Source organism: Pseudonocardia petroleophila (assembly GCF_014235185.1).
Taxonomy (GTDB): Bacteria; Actinomycetota; Actinomycetes; order Mycobacteriales; family Pseudonocardiaceae; genus Pseudonocardia; species Pseudonocardia petroleophila.
In genome coordinates this window covers 1,949,854-1,971,816 of the sequence record NZ_CP060131.1, presented here as the reverse complement: position 1 = coordinate 1,971,816, position 21,963 = coordinate 1,949,854, and the positions used below count along the sequence as shown (strand labels likewise).

The 21,963-nt window shown below is 74.4% G+C and carries 23 protein-coding genes; 12 read left to right on the top strand and 11 right to left on the bottom strand.

Annotated features, from left to right (window positions below; all coding sequences use genetic code 11):
• The first annotated feature begins 257 nt into the window (after positions 1-257).
• Genes H6H00_RS09930 through H6H00_RS09920 form a run of 3 tightly spaced genes read left to right on the top strand, consistent with a single transcriptional unit; the run spans position 258 to position 4,683 of the window.
• The gene (locus H6H00_RS09930; RefSeq protein WP_255425667.1) at positions 258-2,543 is read left to right on the top strand and encodes a transglycosylase domain-containing protein; all 2,286 of its coding nucleotides are present in this window, start codon (positions 258-260) and stop codon (positions 2,541-2,543) included.
• Complete coding sequence (locus H6H00_RS09925; protein ID WP_185721001.1) at positions 2,540-4,090, top strand: glycosyltransferase family 87 protein; 1,551 nt, start codon at positions 2,540-2,542, stop codon at positions 4,088-4,090. Before H6H00_RS09930 ends, H6H00_RS09925 begins: the two co-directional genes overlap by 4 nt.
• Positions 4,087-4,683, top strand: a complete 597-nt coding sequence (locus H6H00_RS09920) for an NUDIX hydrolase (RefSeq protein WP_185721000.1) — start codon at positions 4,087-4,089, stop codon at positions 4,681-4,683. The genes H6H00_RS09925 and H6H00_RS09920 overlap by 4 nt, the downstream gene beginning before the upstream one ends.
• Here H6H00_RS09920 and H6H00_RS09915 read toward each other — a convergent pair.
• A complete protein-coding gene (locus H6H00_RS09915; protein WP_379539865.1) occupies positions 4,637-6,034 on the bottom strand; it encodes a glycosyltransferase 87 family protein in 1,398 nt (465 codons plus the stop codon). The genes H6H00_RS09920 and H6H00_RS09915 overlap by 47 nt on opposite strands.
• Positions 6,031-6,801, bottom strand: a complete 771-nt coding sequence (locus tag H6H00_RS09910) for a deoxyribonuclease IV (RefSeq protein WP_185722305.1) — start codon at positions 6,799-6,801, stop codon at positions 6,031-6,033. The genes H6H00_RS09915 and H6H00_RS09910 overlap by 4 nt, the downstream gene beginning before the upstream one ends.
• 245 nt (positions 6,802-7,046) lie before the next feature.
• Here H6H00_RS09910 and rpsF point away from each other — a divergent pair, with 245 nt between their 5' ends.
• The 5 genes from rpsF (at position 7,047) to dnaB (ending at position 10,673) form a co-directional block, all read left to right on the top strand.
• Entirely contained in the window at positions 7,047-7,373 is a 327-nt protein-coding gene (gene rpsF / locus H6H00_RS09905; RefSeq protein WP_185720999.1) for a 30S ribosomal protein S6, read from the top strand.
• A gap of 10 nt (positions 7,374-7,383) precedes the next feature.
• Positions 7,384-7,926 (top strand): single-stranded DNA-binding protein, encoded by a 543-nt coding sequence (locus H6H00_RS09900; RefSeq protein WP_185720998.1) that lies wholly within the window; start codon positions 7,384-7,386, stop codon positions 7,924-7,926.
• Between the two features lie 58 nt (positions 7,927-7,984).
• The gene (gene rpsR / locus H6H00_RS09895; RefSeq protein ID WP_094923024.1) at positions 7,985-8,221 is read left to right on the top strand and encodes a 30S ribosomal protein S18; all 237 of its coding nucleotides are present in this window, start codon (positions 7,985-7,987) and stop codon (positions 8,219-8,221) included.
• A gap of 15 nt (positions 8,222-8,236) precedes the next feature.
• A complete protein-coding gene (gene rplI, locus H6H00_RS09890; RefSeq protein ID WP_185720997.1) occupies positions 8,237-8,683 on the top strand; it encodes a 50S ribosomal protein L9 in 447 nt (148 codons plus the stop codon).
• A gap of 574 nt (positions 8,684-9,257) precedes the next feature.
• Positions 9,258-10,673: a replicative DNA helicase gene (gene dnaB / locus H6H00_RS09885; protein WP_255425666.1), complete on the top strand. Its 1,416-nt coding sequence runs from the start codon at positions 9,258-9,260 to the stop codon at positions 10,671-10,673.
• Between the two features lie 18 nt (positions 10,674-10,691).
• Here dnaB and H6H00_RS09880 read toward each other — a convergent pair whose 3' ends face one another.
• From H6H00_RS09880 to H6H00_RS09865, 4 genes are all read right to left on the bottom strand, one after another.
• Positions 10,692-10,961 carry a DUF3040 domain-containing protein gene (locus tag H6H00_RS09880; RefSeq protein WP_185720996.1) on the bottom strand — a complete coding sequence of 90 codons (270 nt, stop codon included), beginning with the start codon at positions 10,959-10,961 and terminating at the stop codon, positions 10,692-10,694.
• Between the two features lie 112 nt (positions 10,962-11,073).
• On the bottom strand, positions 11,074-11,838 hold the full coding sequence (gene pcaD, locus H6H00_RS09875) for a 3-oxoadipate enol-lactonase (RefSeq protein ID WP_185720995.1): 765 nt from the start codon (positions 11,836-11,838) through the stop codon (positions 11,074-11,076).
• Positions 11,835-12,563 carry a CoA-transferase subunit beta gene (locus tag H6H00_RS09870; protein WP_185722302.1) on the bottom strand — a complete coding sequence of 243 codons (729 nt, stop codon included), beginning with the start codon at positions 12,561-12,563 and terminating at the stop codon, positions 11,835-11,837. The genes pcaD and H6H00_RS09870 overlap by 4 nt, the downstream gene beginning before the upstream one ends.
• Positions 12,564-12,595: 32 nt before the next feature.
• Complete coding sequence (locus H6H00_RS09865; protein WP_255425665.1) at positions 12,596-13,420, bottom strand: CoA transferase subunit A; 825 nt, start codon at positions 13,418-13,420, stop codon at positions 12,596-12,598.
• A 113-nt stretch (positions 13,421-13,533) separates the two neighbouring features.
• On the opposite strand from H6H00_RS09865, the gene H6H00_RS09860 reads away from it, so the two are divergent.
• A complete protein-coding gene (locus tag H6H00_RS09860) occupies positions 13,534-14,370 on the top strand; it encodes an aldo/keto reductase (protein ID WP_185720994.1) in 837 nt (278 codons plus the stop codon).
• A gap of 3 nt (positions 14,371-14,373) precedes the next feature.
• Here the strand turns inward: H6H00_RS09860 and H6H00_RS09855 are convergent, their stop codons facing one another.
• On the bottom strand, positions 14,374-15,558 hold the full coding sequence (locus tag H6H00_RS09855; protein WP_255425664.1) for an AI-2E family transporter: 1,185 nt from the start codon (positions 15,556-15,558) through the stop codon (positions 14,374-14,376).
• 732 nt (positions 15,559-16,290) lie between these two features.
• On the opposite strand from H6H00_RS09855, the gene H6H00_RS09850 reads away from it, so the two are divergent.
• Entirely contained in the window at positions 16,291-16,680 is a 390-nt protein-coding gene (locus tag H6H00_RS09850; RefSeq protein WP_185720992.1) for a hypothetical protein, read from the top strand.
• 139 nt (positions 16,681-16,819) lie between these two features.
• On the opposite strand, the gene H6H00_RS09845 is transcribed toward H6H00_RS09850, so the two are convergent.
• Together H6H00_RS09845 and H6H00_RS09840 are read right to left on the bottom strand one after the other, a co-directional pair.
• Positions 16,820-18,121 carry an amidohydrolase family protein gene (locus H6H00_RS09845; RefSeq protein WP_185720991.1) on the bottom strand — a complete coding sequence of 434 codons (1,302 nt, stop codon included), beginning with the start codon at positions 18,119-18,121 and terminating at the stop codon, positions 16,820-16,822.
• Entirely contained in the window at positions 18,118-18,747 is a 630-nt protein-coding gene (locus tag H6H00_RS09840; protein ID WP_185720990.1) for an NYN domain-containing protein, read from the bottom strand. The genes H6H00_RS09845 and H6H00_RS09840 overlap by 4 nt, the downstream gene beginning before the upstream one ends.
• A 43-nt stretch (positions 18,748-18,790) precedes the next feature.
• On the opposite strand from H6H00_RS09840, the gene paaI reads away from it, so the two are divergent.
• Positions 18,791-19,216 (top strand): hydroxyphenylacetyl-CoA thioesterase PaaI, encoded by a 426-nt coding sequence (gene paaI, locus H6H00_RS09835; RefSeq protein ID WP_185720989.1) that lies wholly within the window; start codon positions 18,791-18,793, stop codon positions 19,214-19,216.
• Here the strand turns inward: paaI and H6H00_RS09830 are convergent.
• Positions 19,213-19,914, bottom strand: a complete 702-nt coding sequence (locus H6H00_RS09830; protein WP_185720988.1) for an ArsR/SmtB family transcription factor — start codon at positions 19,912-19,914, stop codon at positions 19,213-19,215. The two genes, paaI and H6H00_RS09830, sit on opposite strands and share 4 nt — an antisense overlap.
• Positions 19,915-19,978: 64 nt before the next feature.
• Here H6H00_RS09830 and H6H00_RS09825 point away from each other — a divergent pair, with 64 nt between their 5' ends.
• Positions 19,979-20,788, top strand: coding sequence for an isocitrate lyase/PEP mutase family protein (locus H6H00_RS09825; RefSeq protein WP_185720987.1), 810 nt, complete (start codon positions 19,979-19,981; stop codon positions 20,786-20,788).
• Here the strand turns inward: H6H00_RS09825 and H6H00_RS09820 are convergent.
• Complete coding sequence (locus tag H6H00_RS09820; RefSeq protein ID WP_185722299.1) at positions 20,767-21,882, bottom strand: nitric oxide synthase oxygenase; 1,116 nt, start codon at positions 21,880-21,882, stop codon at positions 20,767-20,769. The genes H6H00_RS09825 and H6H00_RS09820 overlap by 22 nt on opposite strands.
• Positions 21,883-21,963 lie beyond the last annotated feature (81 nt).

Below are 21,963 nucleotides of genomic sequence, written 5' to 3'. Positions count from 1 at the left end.
AGCCAGTGGTGACCGACCAGCGCGACCCCCGCCTCGGCAGGGGACGTCCCCCCGGCCGCGCGGACCTGCCCGCCGGTCCCCGACCGGGCCCCGTCCCCCCGCCCCGCCCGCAGCGACCGTTCGGCCCGCCGCCCGGGCAGCCCCCGTACGGCCCGCCGCCCGGTGGCCACGGTCCGCCGCCCGGTGCCCGCCCCGGCGGACCGCGCCCGGCCGGGCCGCCTGCCCCGCCGCCCGGCCGCGTCCCCCCGCAGCGCCACGTGCCGCCCGCCGCTCCCGAGGAGCGCGCCCCGTACCGCTCCGGCGACATGCCGCTGCTCACCCACGAGGAGACCGGGTCCACGTCGGTCGCCCGCACCCACGCCGTCGCGCTGGCCGAGCGGCCCACCGGGACCGGCCGCCCCGAGCGCCGCAGCCCCGCACCCCGCCGCAGCGCGTGGTCCCGGATCCGCAAGGCGATCTACGTCCTGCTCGGCCTGCTGATCCTGGGTCCGGTGGTCGCGTTCGTCGTGGGCTGGCTGATCTTCCCGGTGCCGTCCTCCGACGAGCTCGCGGTCGACCAGGTCTCCCAGTTCACCTTCGCCGACGGCTCGCCGCTGGCCACCGCGCGTCCCGAGGGCGTCAACCGCCGGGTCGTGCCGCTCGAGGAGATCCCCGAGCCGGTCCGCCAGGCCGTGCTCGCCGCGGAGAACCGCTCGTTCTACAGCGACCCCGGGTTCGACATCACCGGCATCCTGCGCGCGGTCTACAACCAGCTCACCGGCGGCGTCGGCGGCGGGTCCACGATCACGCAGCAGTACGTCAAGGTGATCACCGGCGACGACGACTTCTCGCTGATCCGCAAGTACAAGGAGGTCGTGCTCGCGGTGAAGATCACCCGCGAGCAGACCAAGGACGAGATCCTCGAGAACTACCTCAACGTCATCTACATGGGCCGCAGCTCCTACGGGATCCAGGCCGCGAGCCAGTCGTTCTTCGGCAAGGACGTCAAGGACCTCACGGTCTCCGAGGGCGCGATGCTCGCCGGCATGATCCAGGCGCCGTCGCGCTGGGACCCGGCCGAGGACCTCGAGGGCTCGCAGCGGCGCTGGACCTACGTCATGGACCAGATGGCCGACGCCGGGTTCATCAGCCCGGCACAGCGCTCCACCGAGGTGTTCCCGACGAACTGGCTGCCCGAGGCGCCCGCCGTCGAGGGCATCCCGGCCGACGACCGCTACCACATCTACGAGCGCGCCAGGGACGAGGTGCTGGCCCGCGGCATCGTCACCGAGGACGAGTTCAACACCGAGGGCCTGACGGTCACCACCTCGGTCGACCCGGCGCGGCAGCGGGAGGCGGTCGAGGCGGCCACCGAGCAGCTCGACGGACAGGACCCCGACCTGCGCACCGCGCTCGTGGCGATCGACCCGCGGACCGGCGCGATCCAGTCGTACTACGGCGGCAGCGGGCCGGGCACCGACTACGCCGGTCAGGGCCTGCGACCGCCGGGCTCGTCGTTCAAGCCGTTCGTGCTCGCCGCCGCGATGGCCCGGGACCCCTCGATCGGGCTGGGCAGCACCTACGACGGATCGTCCGGGCAGACGCTCGCGGGCACCGTCGTCGACAACTCCGAGGGCTTCGACTGCGCCCGGTGCAGCATCGAGACGGCCATGACGCGGTCGATCAACACGATCTTCTACCAGCTCGGCCTCGACGCCGGGCCGCAGAACGTCATCGACACCGCGCACGCGCTCGGCATCCCGCAGGACCTGTTCCCCGAGGCCCGCGGCGGTGTCGCCCTCGGCGACCAGGACGTGCACCCGATCGACATGGCCTCGGCCTACGCCACGCTCGCCGCGGACGGGGTCTACCACGAGCCGTTCCTGGTCTCGCGGGTCACGGCGGCCGACGGACGCGTGCTCTACGAGCGGGCCGAGAGCGCGGGCGAGCAGCGGATCGACCCCGTGATCGCCCGCAACGTCACCGAGTCGATGCTCGCCGTCGCCGAGTCCTCGCGGATCGGGCTGTCCGGCGGCCGCGAGGTGGCCGGAAAGACCGGCACCCAGCAGCACCCCACGCTCGACCGGCAGAACAAGGACGCGTGGATGGTCGGCTACACGCCGTCGCTGGCCACCGCCGTGTGGCTGGGCACCGACAGCAGCAAGCCGATCCAGACCGCGGGCGGCGCCCCGATCTACGGCCGCATGATCCCGGGCTCGATCTGGCAGAGCTACATGAACGCGGCCCTGCGCGGCACGCCGAACGAGGAGTTCTCCCCGTTCGTCGCACGGGGCGCGCCCCCGTACGTCGAGCCGACCGCCACGCCCGAGCCCGACAGCAGCTCCGACGACGAGAGCTCCGACAGCGGCGACGGCGACTCCGGCGACAACGGCAACGGCAACGGCAACGGCGACAACGGGAACGGCAACGGCAACGGCGACAACGGGAACGGGGACAACGGCGACAACGGGAACGGCGGGGACTCCGGCAGCGGCGACTCCGGCAGCGGCGACTCCGGGTTCGGCATCTTCGGGGCCGACCCGAACGCCGGCAGCGGCGGGTGAGCCGTCCCGACCCCGCGGAACCCCGCGGCGTCGGCACGCAGGACCCTCCCGGACCCGCGTCGCCGCGTCAGGGGGTCCGGGTCGTCCCGACCTGGTCCGACCCCCTGGCCGCGGCGGCGAGCCGGGTCGTCGGGGGGCCGCTGGGACGCCACGCGCTGATCGGGCGGTCGGCGTTCTGGACGCCCCTGCGGGTGGTCCTGCTCGTGGCGGTGGCCGTGCTGGCGCTCGGCTGGCTGGGCAAGTCCCCGTGCCTGCAGCAGTACCGCACCGACGAGGGCGGCCTGGCGCTGGACTGGCGCGAGAGCCGCCAGTACGTGGCGATGTGCTACTCCGACACCGTCCCGCTGTGGAGCATCGAGAACCTCGACGACCCGTCGGCCCTGCCGTACCGCGACCCGTGGTTCGAGAACGCGGGCGAGGCCGACGAGACCGCGCGCTACATGGAGTACCCGGTGCTCACCGGCTTCCACCAGTGGGCGGCGGCCCGGTTCGCCGACGGCTGGCGGGCCGCAGCCGACGCGGTCGGCTGGCTGCCGACGGCGCTGCCGGTCGTCGTGTACTTCGACGTGTCCGCGGCGTGGCTGGCCCTGGCGTGGCTGGTCGCGGTCTGGGCCGTGCACGCGCTGCGCCCGTCGCGGCCGTGGGACGCCGTGCTGGTCGCGCTGTCCCCGCTGGTCGCGGTGCACGTGTTCACCAACTTCGACGCGCTCGCCGTGGCCGCGGCCACCGCCGGGATGCTCGCGCTCGCCCGCAACCGGCCACTGCTGGCCGGGGTGCTGCTCGGGATCGGCGGCGGCTTCAAGTTCTACCCGCTGCTGCTGCTCGGGCCGATCCTGCTGGTGGGGCTGCGCCGGTGGCACGACGGCTCCGGCCCGCTCGCCCCCGCCCTGCGCACGGCGGGGGCCGCGATCGTCACGGTCGTCGCCGTCAACCTGCCGGTGGCGCTGGCCTGGCCGGTCGGCTGGGCGGAGTTCTTCCGGCTCAACCAGACCCGCCCCGCCGACCCCGACTCGATCTACTTCGCGATCAGCCACTTCAGCGGCTGGGCCGGCTTCGACGGGCAGCTGGCGCCCGGGGAGCCGCCCGCGGTGCTCAACCTCGTCTCGCTGGTGCTGTTCGCCCTGTGCTGCGCGGCGATCGCGGTGCTCGCCTGGTGGGCGCCCCGGACGCCGCGGCTCGCGTCGCTGGCCTTCCTCGTCGTCGCGGCGTTCCTGCTGGTCAACAAGGTGTGGAGCCCCCAGTACTCGCTGTGGCTCGTGCCGCTCGCGGTGCTCGCGCTGCCCCGGGCCCGGCTGCTGCTGGCCTGGATGCTGGTCGACGCGCTGGTCTGGGTGCCGCGGATGTACTACTACCTCACGCCGGCGAACATGGGGCTGCCGCCGGAGTGGTTCCTCGGCGCGGTCCTGCTGCGCGACGCCGCCGTCGTCGGGCTCTGCGTGCTGGTGGTCCGCTCGGTCCTGCGGCCGGTCACCGACCCGGTGCGCGCGGTCGGCGTCGACGACCCCGATTGGCCCTCGGTCGCCGCACCCGTCAGGGTCGGGGCATGACCGGTCGATCCGACGTCGTCGCCGCACTGGCGGCCTTCACCCCCCGGCCGATCGACCGCCCGGAGCTCACGCGCTCCGCGGTCGGGATCGTGCTCGTCGAGGAGCCGGAGGGCCCGGCGTTCCTGCTGACCCGGCGCGCGTCGACGCTGCGCCGGCACTCCGGGCAGTGGGCGCTGCCCGGCGGGCGCACCGACCCGGGCGAGGGGCCGGGCGAGACGGCGCGGCGCGAGCTGTTCGAGGAGCTGGGCCTCGGCCTCGACGACTCCGCCGAGCTCGGCGTGCTCGACGACTACGCCACGCGATCCGGCTACGTCATCACGCCGGTGGTGCTGTGGGCCGGTCCCGTCGGGGAGCTGACCCCCAACCCCGACGAGGTCGGCGCGGTCCACCGGGTGCCGCTGTCGCTGATCGACGTGGAGCCGCGGTTCCTCACGATCCCCGAGTCGGACGCGCCGGTGATCCAGCTCCCGCTGTTCGACCGGTTCGTGCACGCCCCCACCGGCGCCGTCCTGCACCAGTTCCGCGAGGTCGTGCTGCACGGGCGGGCTACGCGGGTGGCGCACCTGGAGCAGCCGGTGTTCGCCTGGCGGTGAGCGCGTCCCCGTCCCGCCCGGCCCACGGATCGGGCAGGCGCAGGAACAGCACGAACAGCACCACCAGCAGTGCGGCCCGGCCCCACACCCCGAGCACGACCGCCTGCGCGGCGAACCCGTCGTAGATGCCGCCCTCGCCCGCCTTGAAGGCGTAGAACCAGCGGAAGATCCCGATGCCCATGACGGCGTCGGCGACGAGGTAGGCCGCGATCCAGCGCCACGGCACCGCGAGCAGCACCAGGAACGGGAGCAGCCACAGCGTGTACTGCGGCGAGTGGACCTTGTGCAGCAGCATGAAGCCGCACAGCATCGCCGCGCTCACCGCGACCCACGGGTAGCTGCCCTCGCGCCGGAACCGCCACCAGCCCACGGCCGCGGCCACCGCGAAGGCGAGCAGCACCAGCAGCGGGGAGACGACGTCGATCGCGTCCTGGAAGTCGAGGTTCTCCGGGTCGGACTCGGGCCGGAACCCCCAGTACCAGATCGAGTTCGTCGTGAAGTCGACGTCGCGCAGCTGCTGGAAGGTGAACGACGCCCGCCAGCCCTCGTAGCCGACGACCGCGAACGGCAGGTTGACCAGGACGACCGTGGCCGCGGCGGCGAGCGGGACGCGCAGCGCGCCGCGCCAGTCCAGCGACCCGGGCCGGGACTGCGCGAGGACGTGCAGTGCCAGCGGCAGCACGAACGCGCCCGGGTAGAGCTTGAGCGCGAAGCCCAGTCCGAGCAGCACGGCGGCGACGGTGGCGCGGTCGGCCAGCGGGCGGTCGCCGCCCCGCCCGTGCACCACGTAGATCGCGCCCACCGCGCAGGCGACGACCGGCAGGTCCCAGTTGTGGAAGGCGTAGAGCACCAGCGGTGGCCCGACCGCCCACAGCAGTGCGCGCCACCGCGCGAGCCGGCCCAGCATCCAGCCCGTGAGCAGCCCGAACGGGGCCATCAGCACGGCGGAGGCGAGCAGGAACGCACCGTCGGTGTCGGCGAAGTACGCGCCCGCCCAGATCAGCAGGCCGGTGAGCACCGGGTACTCGACGACCCCTCCGACGAGCCGGCCGTCGGGCGTGATCGAGCCGGAGACGTAGGGGAAGACGTGCTTGTCGACGTCGCGGCCCAGCCACAGGTACTGGATGTCGGAGTAGCACACGTCGCGGTCGACGCGGATCTCGTAGTCGGGGACGCTGCGGCCCGCCGCGTCGTACCCCGGCCCGGTGCAGCGCGCCTTGTTCGCGTACCCCAGCAGCATCGTGAGGCCGGTGAGCAGGACGAGGACCGCGAGGACGACCCGCGTTCCGGCCCCGGCGCCGCCTGCGGGGCGCTCGGGCGCCCGCGGGACGTCGAGGGCCGTGCGCGTCACCGCGTCAGCCGCTCGCGGAGGAACGCGATGTCGCCGGCCTGGCCGTCGGCCGGGGTCTCCACGACGACGGGCGCGTCGGCCGCGGCGCAGACGGCGGCCAGCAGGTCGGGCTCGATGGTGCCGGAGTCGATGTTGGCGTGCCGGTCGCGCGCGGAGTCGAACCCGTCGCGGGAGTTGTTGAGGTGCACCAGGTCGATCCGCCCGGTGATCGCCTTCGCCCGGTCGACGACCCCGACCAGGTCCTCCCCGCCCGCGTGCGCGTGGCAGGTGTCGAGGCAGAACCCGGCCCCGAACTCGCCGATCGCGTCCCACAGCCGGGCCAGCGCGTCGAAGCGGCGGGCCATCGCGTTGTCGCCGCCCGCGGTGTTCTCGACGAGGATCGGCACCGCGAACCCGCCGTCGTCGGCCTGGCGGGAGAAGAACTTGCGCCAGTTGTCGACGCCGGTGGCCGCGTCCTCCCCCTGCGTGACGTGCCCGCCGTGCACGACCAGCCCGATCGCCCCGACCTCCGCCGCGGCCTCCGCGTGCTGCACGACGAGCTTGCGGGACGGGATGCGGATGCGGTTGTTGAGCGAGGCGAGGTTGACGACGTAGGGCGAGTGGACGACGACCGCCACGTCGCTCGCGCGCAGCTCAGCGGCCTGCGGGTGCGACGGCGGCTTCTTCCAGCCCTGCGGATCGGCCAGGAACATCTGCACGATGTCGGCGCCCCGCTCGGCCGCCGTGGCGACCGGGTCGTCCTCGTACACGTGGGCCCCGATGAGCATGGTCACGAGGATAGTGTCCGGCACCGACGCTCCCCGGCGCGCACTCCCCGCGGCGGGCACCGGGCGGTGCCGGGCGCGGGTGTTCGCGCTGGTAGCCTCGACGGACGTCATCCCGACCGGCGTCCTCCCGGACGCCGTGGTCGCCCCCCGGTCCGCTCGCGGGGCCCTGTTCTGTCGGGGTGCGGTGAGAACCTCCTGTCGCGGACATCCCGCGACCGTCAGACCGTAGGAGGTGAGTGGTTCTCATGCGCCATTACGAATTGATGATCATCCTGGACCCCAGCCTGGACGAGCGCACCGTGACGCCGTCGCTGGAGCAGTTCCTCACTGTCGTGAAGAACGACAAGGGCACCGTCGAGAAGATCGAGGTCTGGGGCAAGCGCCGCCTGTCCTTCGAGATCCTCAAGCACGCCGAGGGCATCTACGCCGTCATCGAGATCACCTGCGAGCCGGCCACCGTCGCCGAGCTCGACCGCCAGCTCGGGCTCAACGAGTCCGTCCTGCGCACCAAGGTGCTGCGCCGCGAGCCGAAGAAGCGGGCCGCCCCGGCGCCCGCCGTCGCGGCGAGCTGAGGCGGGACCGATGGCCGGCGAGACTGTCATCACCGTGGTCGGCAACCTCACCGCCGACCCGGAGCTGCGGTTCACCCCGTCCGGTGCCGCGGTCGCCAACTTCACCGTCGCGGCCACGCCGCGCACCTTCGACCGCGCCTCCGGCGAGTGGAAGGACGGCGACGCGCTGTTCATGCGCTGCAACGTCTGGCGCCAGGCGGCGGAGAACGTGGCCGAGACGCTCACGCGCGGCATGCGCGTGATGGTGTCCGGCCGGCTGCGGCAGCGCTCCTTCGAGACCCGTGAGGGCGAGAAGCGCACCGTCGTGGAGCTCGAGGTCGACGAGGTCGGCCCGTCGCTCAAGTACGCCACCGCCAAGGTCAACAAGGTCAGCCGCGGCAGCGGCGACGGCGGGGGCTTCGGCGGCAGCGGGAGCGGCGGCGGCTCCGGGGGTTCCTCCGGAGGCGGCTACGGCGGCGGCGGGGGATCCCGCGGCGGCCAGAACGACGACCCGTGGGGCTCCGCCCCTCCCGCCGGCAGCGGCCCCGCCGCCGACGACGAGCCCCCCTTCTAGATCCACCCCCTCCCGCGCGCCCGGCGCGCGGTGACCGAGAACCACCAGGAGTACCCCCATGGCCAAGCCCGTCCTGCGCAAGCCGAAGAAGAAGGTGTGCGCGTTCTGCAAGGACAAGGCCCAGGACATCGACTACAAGGACACCGGCCTGCTGCGGAAGTTCATCTCCGACCGCGGCAAGATCCGGGCCCGTCGCGTCACCGGCAACTGCCGCCAGCACCAGCGTGACGTCGCGGTGGCGGTCAAGAACTCCCGCGAGGTGGCCCTGCTGCCCTACACCTCGACCGCCCGATAAGCGAGGACTGACCAGATGAAGCTCATCCTCACCGCCGACGTGCCCAACCTGGGCGCCCCCGGCGACATCGTCGAGGTCAAGGACGGCTACGGCCGTAACTACCTGCTCCCCCGCTCGCTGGCCATCACGGCCACCCGCGGCGCGGAGAAGCAGGTGGCGTCCATCAAGCGCTCCCAGCAGGCGCGGCAGATCCGCGACCTCGGGCACGCCAAGGAGGTCGCGAGCCAGCTCGGCGACCTCGACGTCACCGTGAAGGCGAAGGCCGCGGGCGACTCGGGTCGCCTGTTCGGCTCCGTCACCACCGCCGACATCGTCGAGGCCGTGCGGGCCGCGGGCGGTCCCGCCCTCGACAAGCGCGCCGTCGACGTGCCGCAGATCAAGACCACGGGTTCGCACGCGGTCACGGTCCGCCTGCACCCGGAGGTCACCGCCGAGGTCCGGGTGGCCGTCGTCGGGCAGTAGCAGCACCCGCCGGCTCGCCGGCATCGATCACGCACCGTAACCGGGGCGGGGTCCGGGCTCCGAGCCCGGGTCCCGCCCCGGTGTCGTTGCGGGGAGCGGCCGCCGCAGCGCCCGGCGGCCGCGCGGTGATACGCCGGGAGGTTGCGGTCGCGTCGGCGAGTGACCGCCCGGATGCGCCGGGTGGGGATCGTCGCGACACGCCGAGAGCGGCGTGTCGCGCGACACGCCCACAATGTTGTCCACACCCACCGATCACGGCCTGAGCTGCGAAGATACCGCTTATCGGCGAGTTGTCCCCACTTTGTCCACAGCACGCTCCCGACGCCGTCCAGGGCATCCACCGATCCGTGCACAGGTCCTCCCCAGGTCCGTGCACAGGTCTGTTAGGCGAGCCCGGCCCGAGCGCCTACCGTCGGGAGCAGGTTCGATCGACGAGCCGGGCGACACCGGCCGTTCACCGGTCGGTGGACGGGACGTCGCCCGTGCGTCTCGAACGCTCGTTCGATATACTGGAAGTGGGGGTGACGCTGCGTATGAGCCGGAACCAGGTGTCCCGAACACGGGTGGCGCACGCATGGCACTGACCGACGACCGGCCGGCCGGGCGGCGGCCGGGTTCGGACCGACCGCTGCGCCCCGCGGGCGAGGGCGGCGACGCGGGGTCCCCGTTCGACCGCCAGCCCCCGCAGGACCTCACCGCCGAGCAGTCCGTGCTCGGCGGGATGCTGCTGAGCAAGGACGCCATCGCCGACGTCGTCGAGGTGCTGCGGCCCGACGACTTCTACAAGCCCGCCCACCAGACCGTCTACGACTGCATCCTCGACCTCTATGGCCGCGGCGAGCCCGCCGACGCCGTCACGGTCTCGGCGGAGCTGCAGCGCAAGGGCGACCTGATCCGCCTGGGCGGTGCCCCCTACCTGCACACCCTCATCGCCACGGTCCCCACCGCGGCCAACGCCGCCTACTATGCCGAGATCGTCGCGGAGAAGGCGATCCTGCGCCGGCTGGTCTCCGCGGGCACCCGCATCGTGCAGCTGGGCTACCACGGCGCCGACGGCGCCGACGTGGCCGACGTCGTCGACCGCGCGCAGGCCACGCTCTACGACGTCAGCGACCGCTCCACGAGCGAGGACTACGTCGCGCTGGAGGAGCTCCTCCAGCCCACGATGGACGAGATCGACGCGATCGGGTCCCGCGGCGGGGCGTCGGTGGGCGTGCCCACCGGGTTCGCCGACCTCGACGCGGTCACCAACGGCATGCACCCCGGCCAGATGATCGTCGTCGCGGCCCGGCCCGGTCTGGGCAAGAGCACGCTGGGGCTCGACTTCGCCCGCTCGTGCTCCATCAAGCACGGCATGACCAGCGCGGTGTTCTCGCTGGAGATGAGCAAGTCCGAGATCGTGATGCGCCTGCTCTCGGCCGAGGCGCAGATCAAGCTGGCCGACATGCGCGCCGGCCGGATGAGCGACGAGGACTGGACGCGCATGGCGCGGCGGATGAGCGAGATCAGCGAGGCGCCGCTGTTCATCGACGACTCGCCCAACCTCACGCTGATGGAGATCCGGGCCAAGGCGCGGCGGCTCAAGCAGCGCCACGACCTGAAGCTGATCATCCTCGACTACCTGCAGCTGATGACGTCCGGCCGCAAGGTCGAGTCGCGCCAGCAGGAGGTCTCGGAGTTCTCCCGGCAGATCAAGCTGCTGGCCAAGGAGCTCGAGGTGCCGGTCGTCGCGATGAGCCAGCTCAACCGCGGTCCGGAGCAGCGCACCGACAAGCGGCCGATGCTGTCGGACCTGCGCGAGTCGGGCTCGATCGAGCAGGACGCCGACATGGTGATCCTGCTGCACCGCCCCGACGCGTTCGAGCGCGACGACCCCCGCGCGGGCGAGGCCGACCTGATCCTGGCCAAGCACCGCAACGGCCCCACCACGACGATCGTCGTGGCGCACCAGCTGCACTACAGCCGGTTCGCCGACCTCGCCCACGGCTGAGCGCCGCGGGCGGCGGCGTCAGGCGGGGCTGAAGCCCGCGGTGCCGTTGCGCTGGAAGGCGACGACGAGTGCGCCGGCGGCCACGGCCATGCCGAGCACCGCGACCGGGACGGCCATGACGGCGGACCCGAGGATCATCAGCGCCAGCCCGAGCACGAGCAGCAGGCTGGGGTTCATCCCGGTGCGGCGCGGAGCGACCGTGCGGAAGAGCTGGGTGAACTCCGGATCGGTGATCGCGAGGTGGTGCTCGATCCGGGCGAGGACCTGTCTCTCACGGTCGTTCAGCACGTGCGATCGCCTCCGATGGGCTCGTGTTCGATCCCGAGCTCCTCGTCGACCCCGGTACCTTCCGTCGCGCTCAGAATAGGCGGCGGGGGGCCTGGCTAAACGGAGGGGTTGGTCACCCGGCGGAGTGCGCGGCGATCAGCTCAGTGGCCTGCGCCGATTGCTCGATCGTCGCGAGGTGGGCCGCGTCGAGGACCTCCAGGCGGGCGCCCGGGATGCCGTCGACGATCGTGCGCGCGTGCGGCTCGACGGGCGTCGACGGGTCCGTGGCGCCGGCGATCACCAGCGTGGGGGCGGTGATCGCGCCCAGGCGCGGGCGGTGGTCGAAGTCGCGCAGGGCCGCGCAGCAGGCCGCGTAGCCGTCGTCGGGCGTCGTCGCGACCTGCCCGACGGCGTCGGCGACGACGTCGGGGTGCTCGGCCGCCCAGCCGGGGGTGAACCAGCGCGACACGACCGTCTCCGCGATCGGTCCCGTGCCGCCCGAGGAGACCGCGGCGATCCGGTCGACCCAGACGGCCGGGTCCGGCCAGTACGACGACGTGCAGCACAGCGTCAGCGCGCTGATCCGCTCCGGCGCCTCGGACGCGAGGTGCATGCCGACGCAGCCGCCCATCGACAGACCGCAGTAGGCGACGCGGTCGAGGCCGAGGGAGTCGAGCAGCGCGAGGACGTCACCGGCCAGGTCGGCGACCGAGTACGGGCCGGGCGGGACGGGCGAGCCGCCGTGGCCGCGGTGGTCGACCCGGATCACACGGAACCGCTCGGTCAGCGGGGCGACCTGCGGGCGCCACATCTCGACGGTGGAGCCCAGCGACCCGCACAGCACGATCGCGGGTGCGTCGCGCGGGCCCTCGTCGACGTGGTGCAGCGCGACGCTCACGAGCCCACCGTCCGCAGCCCGCGCAGCGTGGTCAGCTCCCGCTCGGTGGGCGGTGCGGTGATCTTGAGGTCGGGCGAGACCTCCAGCTCCCAGCCGGTCTCCGCGTGCACCTGCTCGATCGTGATGCCGGTGTGCAGCGCCGAGAGCACCAGCTCGGCCGACTCGGGGTCGGGTTCGAGCACCCCGAGGTCGGTGATCACGCGGACCGGTCCGGCGCCGCGGAGGCCGAGCCGGGCGCGGTCGCCGGGGCCGGACCCGTGGCCGACCGACGTCACGAAGTCGACCTGGCTGACGAACGCCCGCAGCCGCTGGCGCATCACGACGATCACCTCGCGGCACGACGCCGCGATCTCCGGCGCCCCGCCGGACCCGGGCAGCCGCACCGACGGCTCGGCGTACTCGCCGATGACGGTCGTGTTGATGTTGCCGAAGCGATCGATCTGGGCCCCCGACAGGAAGCCGACGTCGATCCGGCCGGGCTGCAGCCAGTAGTTGAAGATCTCCGGCACCGAGACGACCGACAGCGCGGACTCGGCGAGGATCCCGTCGCCGATGGACAGCGGCAGCTCGTCGGGCTCGGTGCCGATGGTGCCCGACTCGTAGATCAGGACGAGGTCCGGCGCGTGCAGGCGGCGGGCGAGGTTGGCGGCGGTGGACGGCAGCCCGATCCCGACGAAGCACGCCTGGCCGTCACGCAGCGCGCGCGACGCGGCGACGCTCATCATCTCGTCGGCGGTCCACGTCAGCTCTGCGGTCGTCACGACGACTTCTCCTTCAGGTCCTTGAGCCACACCGAGAACGCCTCGCGGTCCCGACTGACCTTGTCCCACGCCCTGTAGGCGGCGTTGTCGCGGTCGTAGTAGCCGTGGGCGTAGGACGGGGCGGCACCGCCGGGGGCCACCGCCACCGCGTCGAGCACCCAGTGGGGCAGCACCACCGCGCCGGGCACGGGCGTCAGCTCGTCGACGATCTCCTCGACGGTGACGATCGCCCGCTCCGCCGCGAGCACCGCCTCCTTCTGCACGCCGAGGATGCCCCAGAACTGCACGTTGCCGGCGCGGTCGGCGCGCTGCGCGTGCACGATCGACACGTCGGGGTTCAGGGCCTTCACCGCGGCGAGCTCCTCGCCGGTGAACGGGCAGGTGACCGTGGAGATCGTGTCGGTGTGCTCGGGCAGCTCCGTGCCGGCGTAGCCGCGCAGCACCGCGAACGGCAGCCCGGACGCCCCCGCGACGTAGCGGTTGGCCATCCCCGCGTGGCTGTGCTCCTCGATCTGCAGCGGCACCGGCCAGCCTGCGCCCAGCGCGTCGCGCATGCGGTGCAACGACCCGACGCCGGGGTTGCCGCCCCAGGAGAACACCAGCTTCGACGCGCAGCCCGCACCGATCATCTGGTCGTAGACCAGGTCGGGGGTCATGCGCACGAGCGTGAGATCCCGGCGGCCCTGCCGGATGATCTCGTGTCCCGCGGCGAACGGGATGAGGTGCGTGAAGCCCTCCAGCGCGACGACGTCCCCGTCGTGCACCAGCTCGGACACCGCCTGCGGCAGGGACTGGATCTTCGATGACGCGATCTTTGCCACGGCGGAACGCTAGCCCCCGCCGTCGGGCCCGGCAATCGCGCGTGACGCGGTCGGCGCGGCGACGACGGTCACGATCAGCGGCGGGCCGGTGGCGGGCGGTGGAACGTGGAGGGATGACCTCCCCCTTCCGCATCGGCGACGGGCCGGCCGTGAACCGGCTCGGCTTCGGCACCATGCAGCTGACCGGCCCCGGCGTGTGGGGCCCACCCGCCGACCCCGAGACCGCGGTCGCGGTCCTGCGCCGGGCCGCCGAGCTGGGCACCGACCTGTTCGACACCGCCGACTCCTACGGGCCCGAGGTCGCCGAGGACCTGCTGCGCCGCGCGCTGCACCCGTACTCCGGGCTGACGGTCGCGACGAAGGCCGGGCTGCTGCGCACCGGCCCCGGTGAGTGGCACCCGTGCGGGCGTCCGGAGTACCTGCGTCAGCAGTGCGAGCTGTCGCTGCGACGCCTGGGCGTCGAGCGCATCGACCTGTTCCAGCTGCACCGCATCGACCCGGCCGTCCCCGCCGACGAGCAGTTCGGCGTGCTCGCCGCGCTGAAGGCGGAGGGCAGGGTCGCCGAGGTCGGGCTGTCCGAGGTGGGGATCGAGCAGATCGAGCAGGCGCGCCGGGTCGTCGACGTCGCCACGGTGCAGAACCGCTACAACCTCGTCGACCGGGCCAGCGACGCGGTGCTCCGCTACTGCACCGAGCAGGGCATCGGCTTCCTGCCGTGGTTCCCGATCGCGTCGGGCCGCCTCGCGGAGCCCGGCGGGCCGGTCGCCGAGACCGCGGAGCGGCTCAGGGCCACCCCCGCGCAGGTGGCGCTGGCCTGGCTGCTGCGCCGCTCGTCGGTGATGCTGCCGATCCCGGGCACGTCCACGCTCGCGCACGTCGAGGAGAACGCCCGGGCCGCGGACCTCGAGCTCGACCGGGAGGCCGTGGAGAAGCTCGACGCGGCCGCGTAGCCCCTACCCGTCGACGTCCGGCGGTGCCGGGCGCAGCCCGCGCAGGAACAGCCGGATCCGGCCGGGGCCCGGCGGCGGGAGCGGTGGGCCGGGCTGGGCCCGGCGCGGGTCGACGGCGTCGATCGTGGCGGGGGCGGGCTCGGCGTCGGCCGTCAGCGACTTGACCGCGGTGTTCAGCACGGCCAGCAGCGGTACGGCCAGCAGCGCCCCGGTGATCCCGGCGACGACGACGCCAGCGGCGACGGCCAGCACCACGGCCAGCGCGTGCAGCCGGACGGCCCGCCCCAGCAGCAGCGGCTGCAGGATGTGGCCCTCCAGCTGCTGCACGCCGATGACGATCAGCAGCACGACCAGCGCCGGGATCGGGCCGTTCGCCACGAGCGCCACCAGCACCGCGACGCCGCCGGTCACCACGGCGCCGACGGTCGGCACGAACGCCCCGAGGAAGACCAGCGCGGCCAGCGGCACCACCAGCGGCACCCCGACGATCGCCAGCCCGAGCCCGATGCCCACGGCGTCGACGACGGCCACCAGTGCCGTCGCGCGGACGTAGCCGACGAGGCAGGCGAACGCGCGCCGCCCGGCGACGTCGACGCGGTCGCGCCGCGCGCGGGGCGCCGCGCGGAGCAGGAAGCGCCAGATCACCGGGCCGTCGTAGAGGAAGAAGATCAGCGCGAACAGGGCGAGCGCGGTGCCCGCGGCGATCTCGGTGACGGTGGCGGCGGTGCTCAGCGCCCCGGACGTCAGGGCGCTGCGGTTGTCGCTGATCGCCCGGCCGAGCTCGGCGGGCAGCGTGCGCAGGACGTCGGGCGGCAGGTTGAACGGCGCGCCGGAGAGCACCCGCTCGATCGACTCGAAGCTCGCGGTCAGCTGCTCCTGCAGCGCGGGGAAGCCGCCGATGAAGGTGTTGACGACGAACGACAGCAGCCCGCCGAGCACCGCGAGGCCCGCGACCAGCACGAGCGCGGTGGCCAGACCGCGGGGGACGCGGCGGGTCGTCAGCCACTGCACGGCCGGCGCGAGCAGGGCGGCGAGCAGCACCGCGATCGCCACCGGGATGACGACGACCCGCAGCTGCACGACGAGGTAGATCAGCAGGGCCAGTGCCGCCGCGACGACCAGCAGGCGCGCGCACACCTCGGAGGTGACGCGCAGCGGTGTGGGGATCGGCGATCGCCGTTCGGTCACGACCCGCACCGTACTGCTCCGCAGGGGCCACGGGCCGGGCTCCGGCGCGGTCGGCGCCGCCCACGATTCCGGGCGGCCGACTGGGCCGTTCGACACGACTCTCCGCGATTCCGCACGACGATTCTCACGATGCGTCGACGGAAACCCGGTCAGTGGACGTTCGAAAGCGGCTGCGCTGCGTCACCCGGGTGAAGGACGGTCACTCTCCGCCGGAACGGGGCTCGCGGTGGACGCACCCGCCGATCGGCCCGGACCGGTCCACGGCCGGTCCGCCGGTGCGTCGACGGGCCCGGCGCGGGGGCGGGGCCTCGCTCGCACCGGGCATCCGCGGGCCTCCGACCAGCGCGCGGACCGCGCGGTCCGCGCGTCCGGCCCGCACCGGCGGGCGGCCGGGAGGCGCCCGGACCCCGGCGCCGGGGCGCCGCCCCGATCGGGGCGGCGCGGATCGGGGTCACTCCGCCGGGCGCCCGGTTCGCCGCGCCGGATCGCCTGCGCGCCCGTGCCCACCGACCTGATCGGGTCGTCGGCGACCCCGACGGGCACCGTTCGGACACCCGTGAGTGTGCGTTCCGGAACGGGAGCCACCCGAACGAGCGTATTCCGGCCGAATCGCTGTAACCGTCGCCCGTGAGCCGTTTCCCCGAGAGAGTGTCCCCCGTTGTGACTATCAAGTGCGCTGAACGGTCCACATCAGCAGTGCACTCGGAGCAGCGGAGGTGCGTGGTGTCGGACGTGGTCAGGGGATACGGCGAGATGCGGCGATCGGCCGTCCACGGGGGCGGTGCCGCGGGGCGGCACGCCATCAACGAGGACGCGGTGCTGACCCCGATCTTCCACGCGCTCAACCACGCGGACTGGCCCCGGCGCCAGACCGAGGCGCCCGCGCGCCGACGTCACGACGCGCCGGCGCGCAACGCGGTCGACGAGTTCCGCCGCGACCCGCTGACGGCGCCGATCCCGGTGCAGGCCTTCGCGGCCGCCGCGGCCCCGTCGCCCGTGCTGCCCTCGCGGCCCCCGCGCCGCCGCCGGTCGGCGACGACGGACTCGGGCGCCCACGCGCTCGTCGAGCCGCGCGAGGGCGGGCGGCACCACTTCCGGCTGGAGACGGCCGGGAGCCGCTGAGACGGCCGTCGCCCCGGATCGTGCCGGGGCGGCGGGGACGCGGTCGGCTGGGGAGCGGACCGCGGGCACGGACAGGGCCGGAGGCCCGTGGGTGACGGCGACGACGGACCGCCGCACCCGCGGCCCCGGCCCTTCCGCGTCAGCGGCGCAGGCGGGCCGCGACGTCGCGGATCGCCGCGGTGGTCGCCGCACGCTCCACCCGGGTCGGTTCGCCGCCGGCCAGCACCCGGTCCCCCGCCACCCACACGTCGCGGACCAGGCGGGAGCCGCCCGCCCACACCAGGTTCGACAGGAGCTGCGCGTCGTCGGCCGGGTCGGTGAAGACGGGGTCGTCGAGGTCGACGTGCACGAGATCGGCCCAGCGGCCGGGCTCCAGTGCGCCGAGGTCGTCGCGCCCGATCGCCGCGGCCCCGTCGCGGGTCGCCATCAGCAGCAGCTCCGACGCGGTGAGCGCGGCCGCGTCACCGCTGGTCACGCGGGCGAGCAGGCCGGCGAGGCGGGCCTCGGCCCACACGTCGAGGTCGTCGCCGGAGGCGGGGCCGTCGGTGCCCAGGCCGACCCGCACCCCGGCCCGGCGCAGCGCCGTGACCCGCGCGATCCCCGCGGCCAGCTTCGCGTTCGAGCCGGGGCAGTGGGCCACGGCGGTGCCGCGCGCGGCGAACAGGGCGATGTCGTCGTCGGAGAGCTGGATCGAGTGGGCGGCGAGCACCCGCCCGTCGAGGACGCCGAGGGAGTCGAGCAGGGCGGGCACGGAGCCGTGCGACGCGCGCGCGGCCGCGTCCTCCTCGGCGGCCTCGGCGACGTGCACGTGCAGCAGCGCCCCCCGGGCCCGCGCGTGCTCGCCGATCGACGCCAGCGCCTCCGGCGGCAGCGTGTACGCCGAGTGCGGCCCGTACCCGAGCTCGACGCGGCCCTGCACGCGCCCGCCGTCGTCGATGCGGGCGGAGATGTCGTCGCGCATCTGCTCCCACGTGCCGAGGCGGTCCCAGCCGGGGGCCGCGATCACGCCGGGTGTGAGCACCACCCGCGACCCGACGGCGTCCACGGCGTCGAGCACGGCCTGCGTGTGGAAGTACATCTCGACGCTGGTGGTGCAGCCCGTGCGCAGCAGCTCGACGCCGCCCGCCGTCATCGCGGCGCGCACGTCGTCGCCGGTGAGCCGCGCCTCCATCGGCCACATGACCTCGTGCAGCCAGCGCAGCAGCGGCAGGTCGCCCCCCGCGCCGCGCAGGGCGAGCATCGGGGTGTGCGCGTGGGTGTTGATCAGCCCGGGCAGCAGGACGCCGGGGAGCGCGTGCACCGGGCCGTCCGACTCCGGGGCCCGCTCCCGCGGCCCGACCCAGGTGATGCGGCCGTCGTCGCCGACGTCCACCGCGCCGTCGCGCAGGACCGAGCACGCCGGGTCGCACGGGAGCACGACCGGCGCCGTCAGCCGGATCACCGGCGGGGCTCCAGCAGCGAGCGCAGCGAGCGGAAGGGCGGCAGCCAGGCGCCGCCGTCGGGCAGCGAGTCGAGCGTGATCCGCGGCAGCGGCTCGCGGAAGACGCCGTCGATCTCCTCGAGGTCGACGAACTCCATCACGTCCGACGCCACCGCGAACGTCGCGTGCTCGCGGAACCCGATGACCGTGACGTAGGTGCCCTTGGCCCGCAGCTCCTCCAGCGGCTCGCGGAACGCCCGGCCGTCCCCGGAGGCCACGACGACGTGCTCGAGCAGTCCCTCGTCGGCGCGCAGGCGGATGTGGGCGAGCATGTCGTCGTCGACGTCGGAGTCGTCGGAGATCTTCGGCTTCGCGAACACCGCGAAGCCGACGTTGCGCAGCGCCTCCACCCACGGGCGGACGACCTCGGTGCTGCCGGGGACGACGTTGGTGAACACGGTGGCCTCGGCGAGGGAGTCCGGCCCGGCGAGGTCCAGCAGCCAGCGCCCGACGGCGTCGAACCGGGGGCGGAACGCCGCCGTCGGCCGGGCACCCAGCAGCGAGCCCAGGCTCATGTCCATGTTCGGCGCGTCCCAGACCAGCAGCACCCGGGGAGCGGGCGGCGAGGTCGGCGCGAGGGTCGTCATGGCCCGGACCCTATCCCCCGGCCCCGGATAGCATCCCGCCACGATGACCGAGCCCACCGAGACCGCCCGCCGCACCTCCGAGGCCATGACGCGCCACGACGCCGCCGCCCGCGGCGCGGGTGTCCGGCTGCTCGACGTCGCCCCCGGCACGGCCGCCGTCGCGCTGACGGTGACCGAGCACCACCTCAACGGGCACGGCATCTGCCACGGCGGGTTCGTGTTCCTGCTCGCCGACGCCGCGCTCGCGCACGCCTCCAACAGCCACGGCGTCTCCGCGGTGGCCGCCGGGGCCGACATCACGTTCCTGCGGCCCGGGGCGCTGGGCGACGAGCTGGTCGCGACGGCGGTGGAGCGGGCGCTGACCGGCCGCTCCGGCCTCTACGACGTCACGGTGCGGGCGGGCGACGCGGTGGTCGCGGAGTTCCGCGGCCGCACCCGCCAGGTCCCGGGACTCGTGCCGCCGGCCTAGGCAGGCACCCCGAGGTCGCGGCCGAGGAGGTCGGCCAGGCCCGTCGCACCGACCGGCGTGAGCCGCACCGCCCGGTGGCGCGGGAGCGGCACGACCCACTCCCGCCGCAGCAGCTCCCGGTGCAGGACCGCGCCGAGCCGTCCGCCGAGGTGCGGACGGCGCTCCGTCCAGTCCAGGCAGGTCCGCAGCAGCGGCCGGGAGCCGCGGGCCCACAGGGCGGTCTCCCCCGCGAGGCCGGTGAACCACTCCCGCCCCGGACCGGTCAGCGCCAGGCCGTCGCGGGTGCGCACGAGGTCGGCGCCGACCAGCGCGTCGAACAGGGCGACGCCGAGCGCACCGGCCAGGTGGTCGTAGCAGGTGCGGGCCGCGGACAGCTCGCCGGCGGCGCGCGCGGAGCGCAGCGACACCGGCGGCCGGGGAGTGCCGACGGCGCCCGCGAGGTCCTCGACGAGCGCGGCGATCCCGGGGCCGGCCAGCCGGACGTACCGGTGCCTGCCCTGGCGCTCCTCGGCGAGCAGACCGGCGGAGACCAGCGCGGTGAGGTGCTCGCTCGCCGTCGAGCGCGCGACGCCCGTGTGCGCGGCGAGCTCCCCGGCCGTCCACGCCCGGCCGTCGATCAGGGCCAGGCAGATCCCGGCGCGGGTGCGGTCGGCGAGCAGGGCCGCGAACGCGGCGACGGACCCGGCGTCGACGTCCATGCGGGAAGGGTAGGGCGCGGACCGTTCGGTGACGGCCGCATCGTCACCGCCCTACGGTCGCGGCATGGACACCGCACCCGCCGAGGCGTTCCGCCGCCTGCACCACGGCCCCGCGCCGCTGCTCCTGCCCAACGCCTGGGACGTGGCCTCGGCGCTGGCGCTGGCCGCCGACGGGCACCCCGCGATCGGCACGACGAGCCTGGGCGTCGCGGCCGCGGCGGGGCGGGCCGACGCGGCGGGGGCGACCCGGGCCGAGACCGTCGCACTGGCCGGGGCGCTGGCGGGGCGCGGGATCCTGCTGACCGTCGACGTCGAGTCCGGCTTCTCCGACGACCCGGACGCCGTCGCCGACCTGGTGGTCGAGCTCGCCGACGCGGGCGCGGTCGGCGTCAACATCGAGGACGGGCGCCCGGACGGCACGCTCGCCCCCGTCGAGGTGCTGGCGGCGAAGGTCGCGGCGGTGCGGGCCCGCACCCCGGCGGTCTTCGTCAACGCCCGCACCGACGCGTTCTGGCTGCCCGGATCGACCGACCGTCCGCTCGAGGAGGCGCTGCGCCGGGCCGCGGTCTACCTCGACGCCGGGGCGGACGGGATCTTCGTGCCGGGGGCGCTGACCGACGCCGCGACCCGCACGCTCGCCGACGGCGTCGCGGCCCCGCTCAACGTCCTGGCCGGGCGGCACACCGTCGCGGAGCTGGCCGGGACGGGCGTGCGCCGGATCAGCACGGGATCGCTGCTCTACCGCACCGCGCTCTCGGCCGCCGTGGCGAGCGCCGCGGCGATCCGCGACGGCCGCGAGCCCGACGGTCCCCCGCCCCTGGGCTACGCCGAGGTCCAGGGGCTCGCGGGGCCTCAGGCGGTGGGCGGGAGGTAGGCCGGGCGCGTCGCGGGGTCGGGCTCGTCGTAGTAGCGGTGGTAGACCTTCGTGAGCCCGCCGCTGACCGGCGGCACGATCCAGCTCCAGTCGGCCGGGCAGCGCCGCCCCGCGCTCTCCTCGCGGGCGACGTGGGTGAGGAAGCGCTCCGACTCGGTGTGGTGGTCGGCCATCGTGACGCCCGCGGTGTCGAACGAGTGCTGCACGGCGCGCAGCATCTCCAGCATCGCGCGGTCGCGCCACAGGGTGCGCTCGGAGGTGGTGTCGAGGCCGAGGCGGTCGCCGATCACCGGGAGCAGGTCGTAGCGGTCGGCGTCGGCGAGGTTGCGGGCGCCGATCTCGGTGCCGAGGTACCAGCCGTTGAACGGGGCGGCCGGGTAGGTGACGCCGCCGACCTCCAGCGGCATGTTGCTGATCGCCGGGACCGCGTGCCAGCGCAGCCGCAGCTCGGCGAACCACGCGTGCTCGGGATGGTGCAGCGGGACCTCGAGGACGGCGTCGGGCGGGATCTCGAACAGCTCCGGCGCGGCGTCGCCCCGGGAGACGAGCAGCGGGAGGACGTCGAACCGGCCGGGCGGATCGGGGCGCTCCCAGCCCAGCCCGACGGCGCGGTCGGTGAAGTCGGCGTAGCGGCCGTCGCCCCGGACCCGGCCGCTCGCGGTGCGGTGCCCGGCGTAGCGGACCAGCTGCTCGTTGTGGATCCGCGGACCGGCCTCGCCGGGGCGGTCCGGCGCGAACACCGTGATGGTCGAGCGGATCCGGCCGTCGCGCCCGGCGTCGCGCAGGTGCGCGACGCACTCCGCCGCCACGTCGGACGGTGCGGAGACCCCGCGGCGGTCGCGCACGCGCAGGCTGTTCCAGTACAGGCGGCCGATGCAGCGCGCGGCGTTGCGCCACGCCACCCGTGCGCCGAACGTCAGCTCGTCGGGGGTGTGGACGTAGGTGCCGGTCTCGTCGATCTCGCGGCGCACCTCGTCGAGGCGACCGGCGAGCGTCTGCGCCGGCGTCGTCTCGGCGTGGAACTGCTCCAGGAACGCCGTCGCCGCGTCGACCGAGACCGCGGTCGTCCGCGGGGCGGTGGGGGTGTGGTCCACCGGGCAGGAGCGCGGTGTCGGGACGACGGTGTCCTCGTCGACGAACGCCGTCACACACGCCCCCGGTTCCCGCAGCAGTCC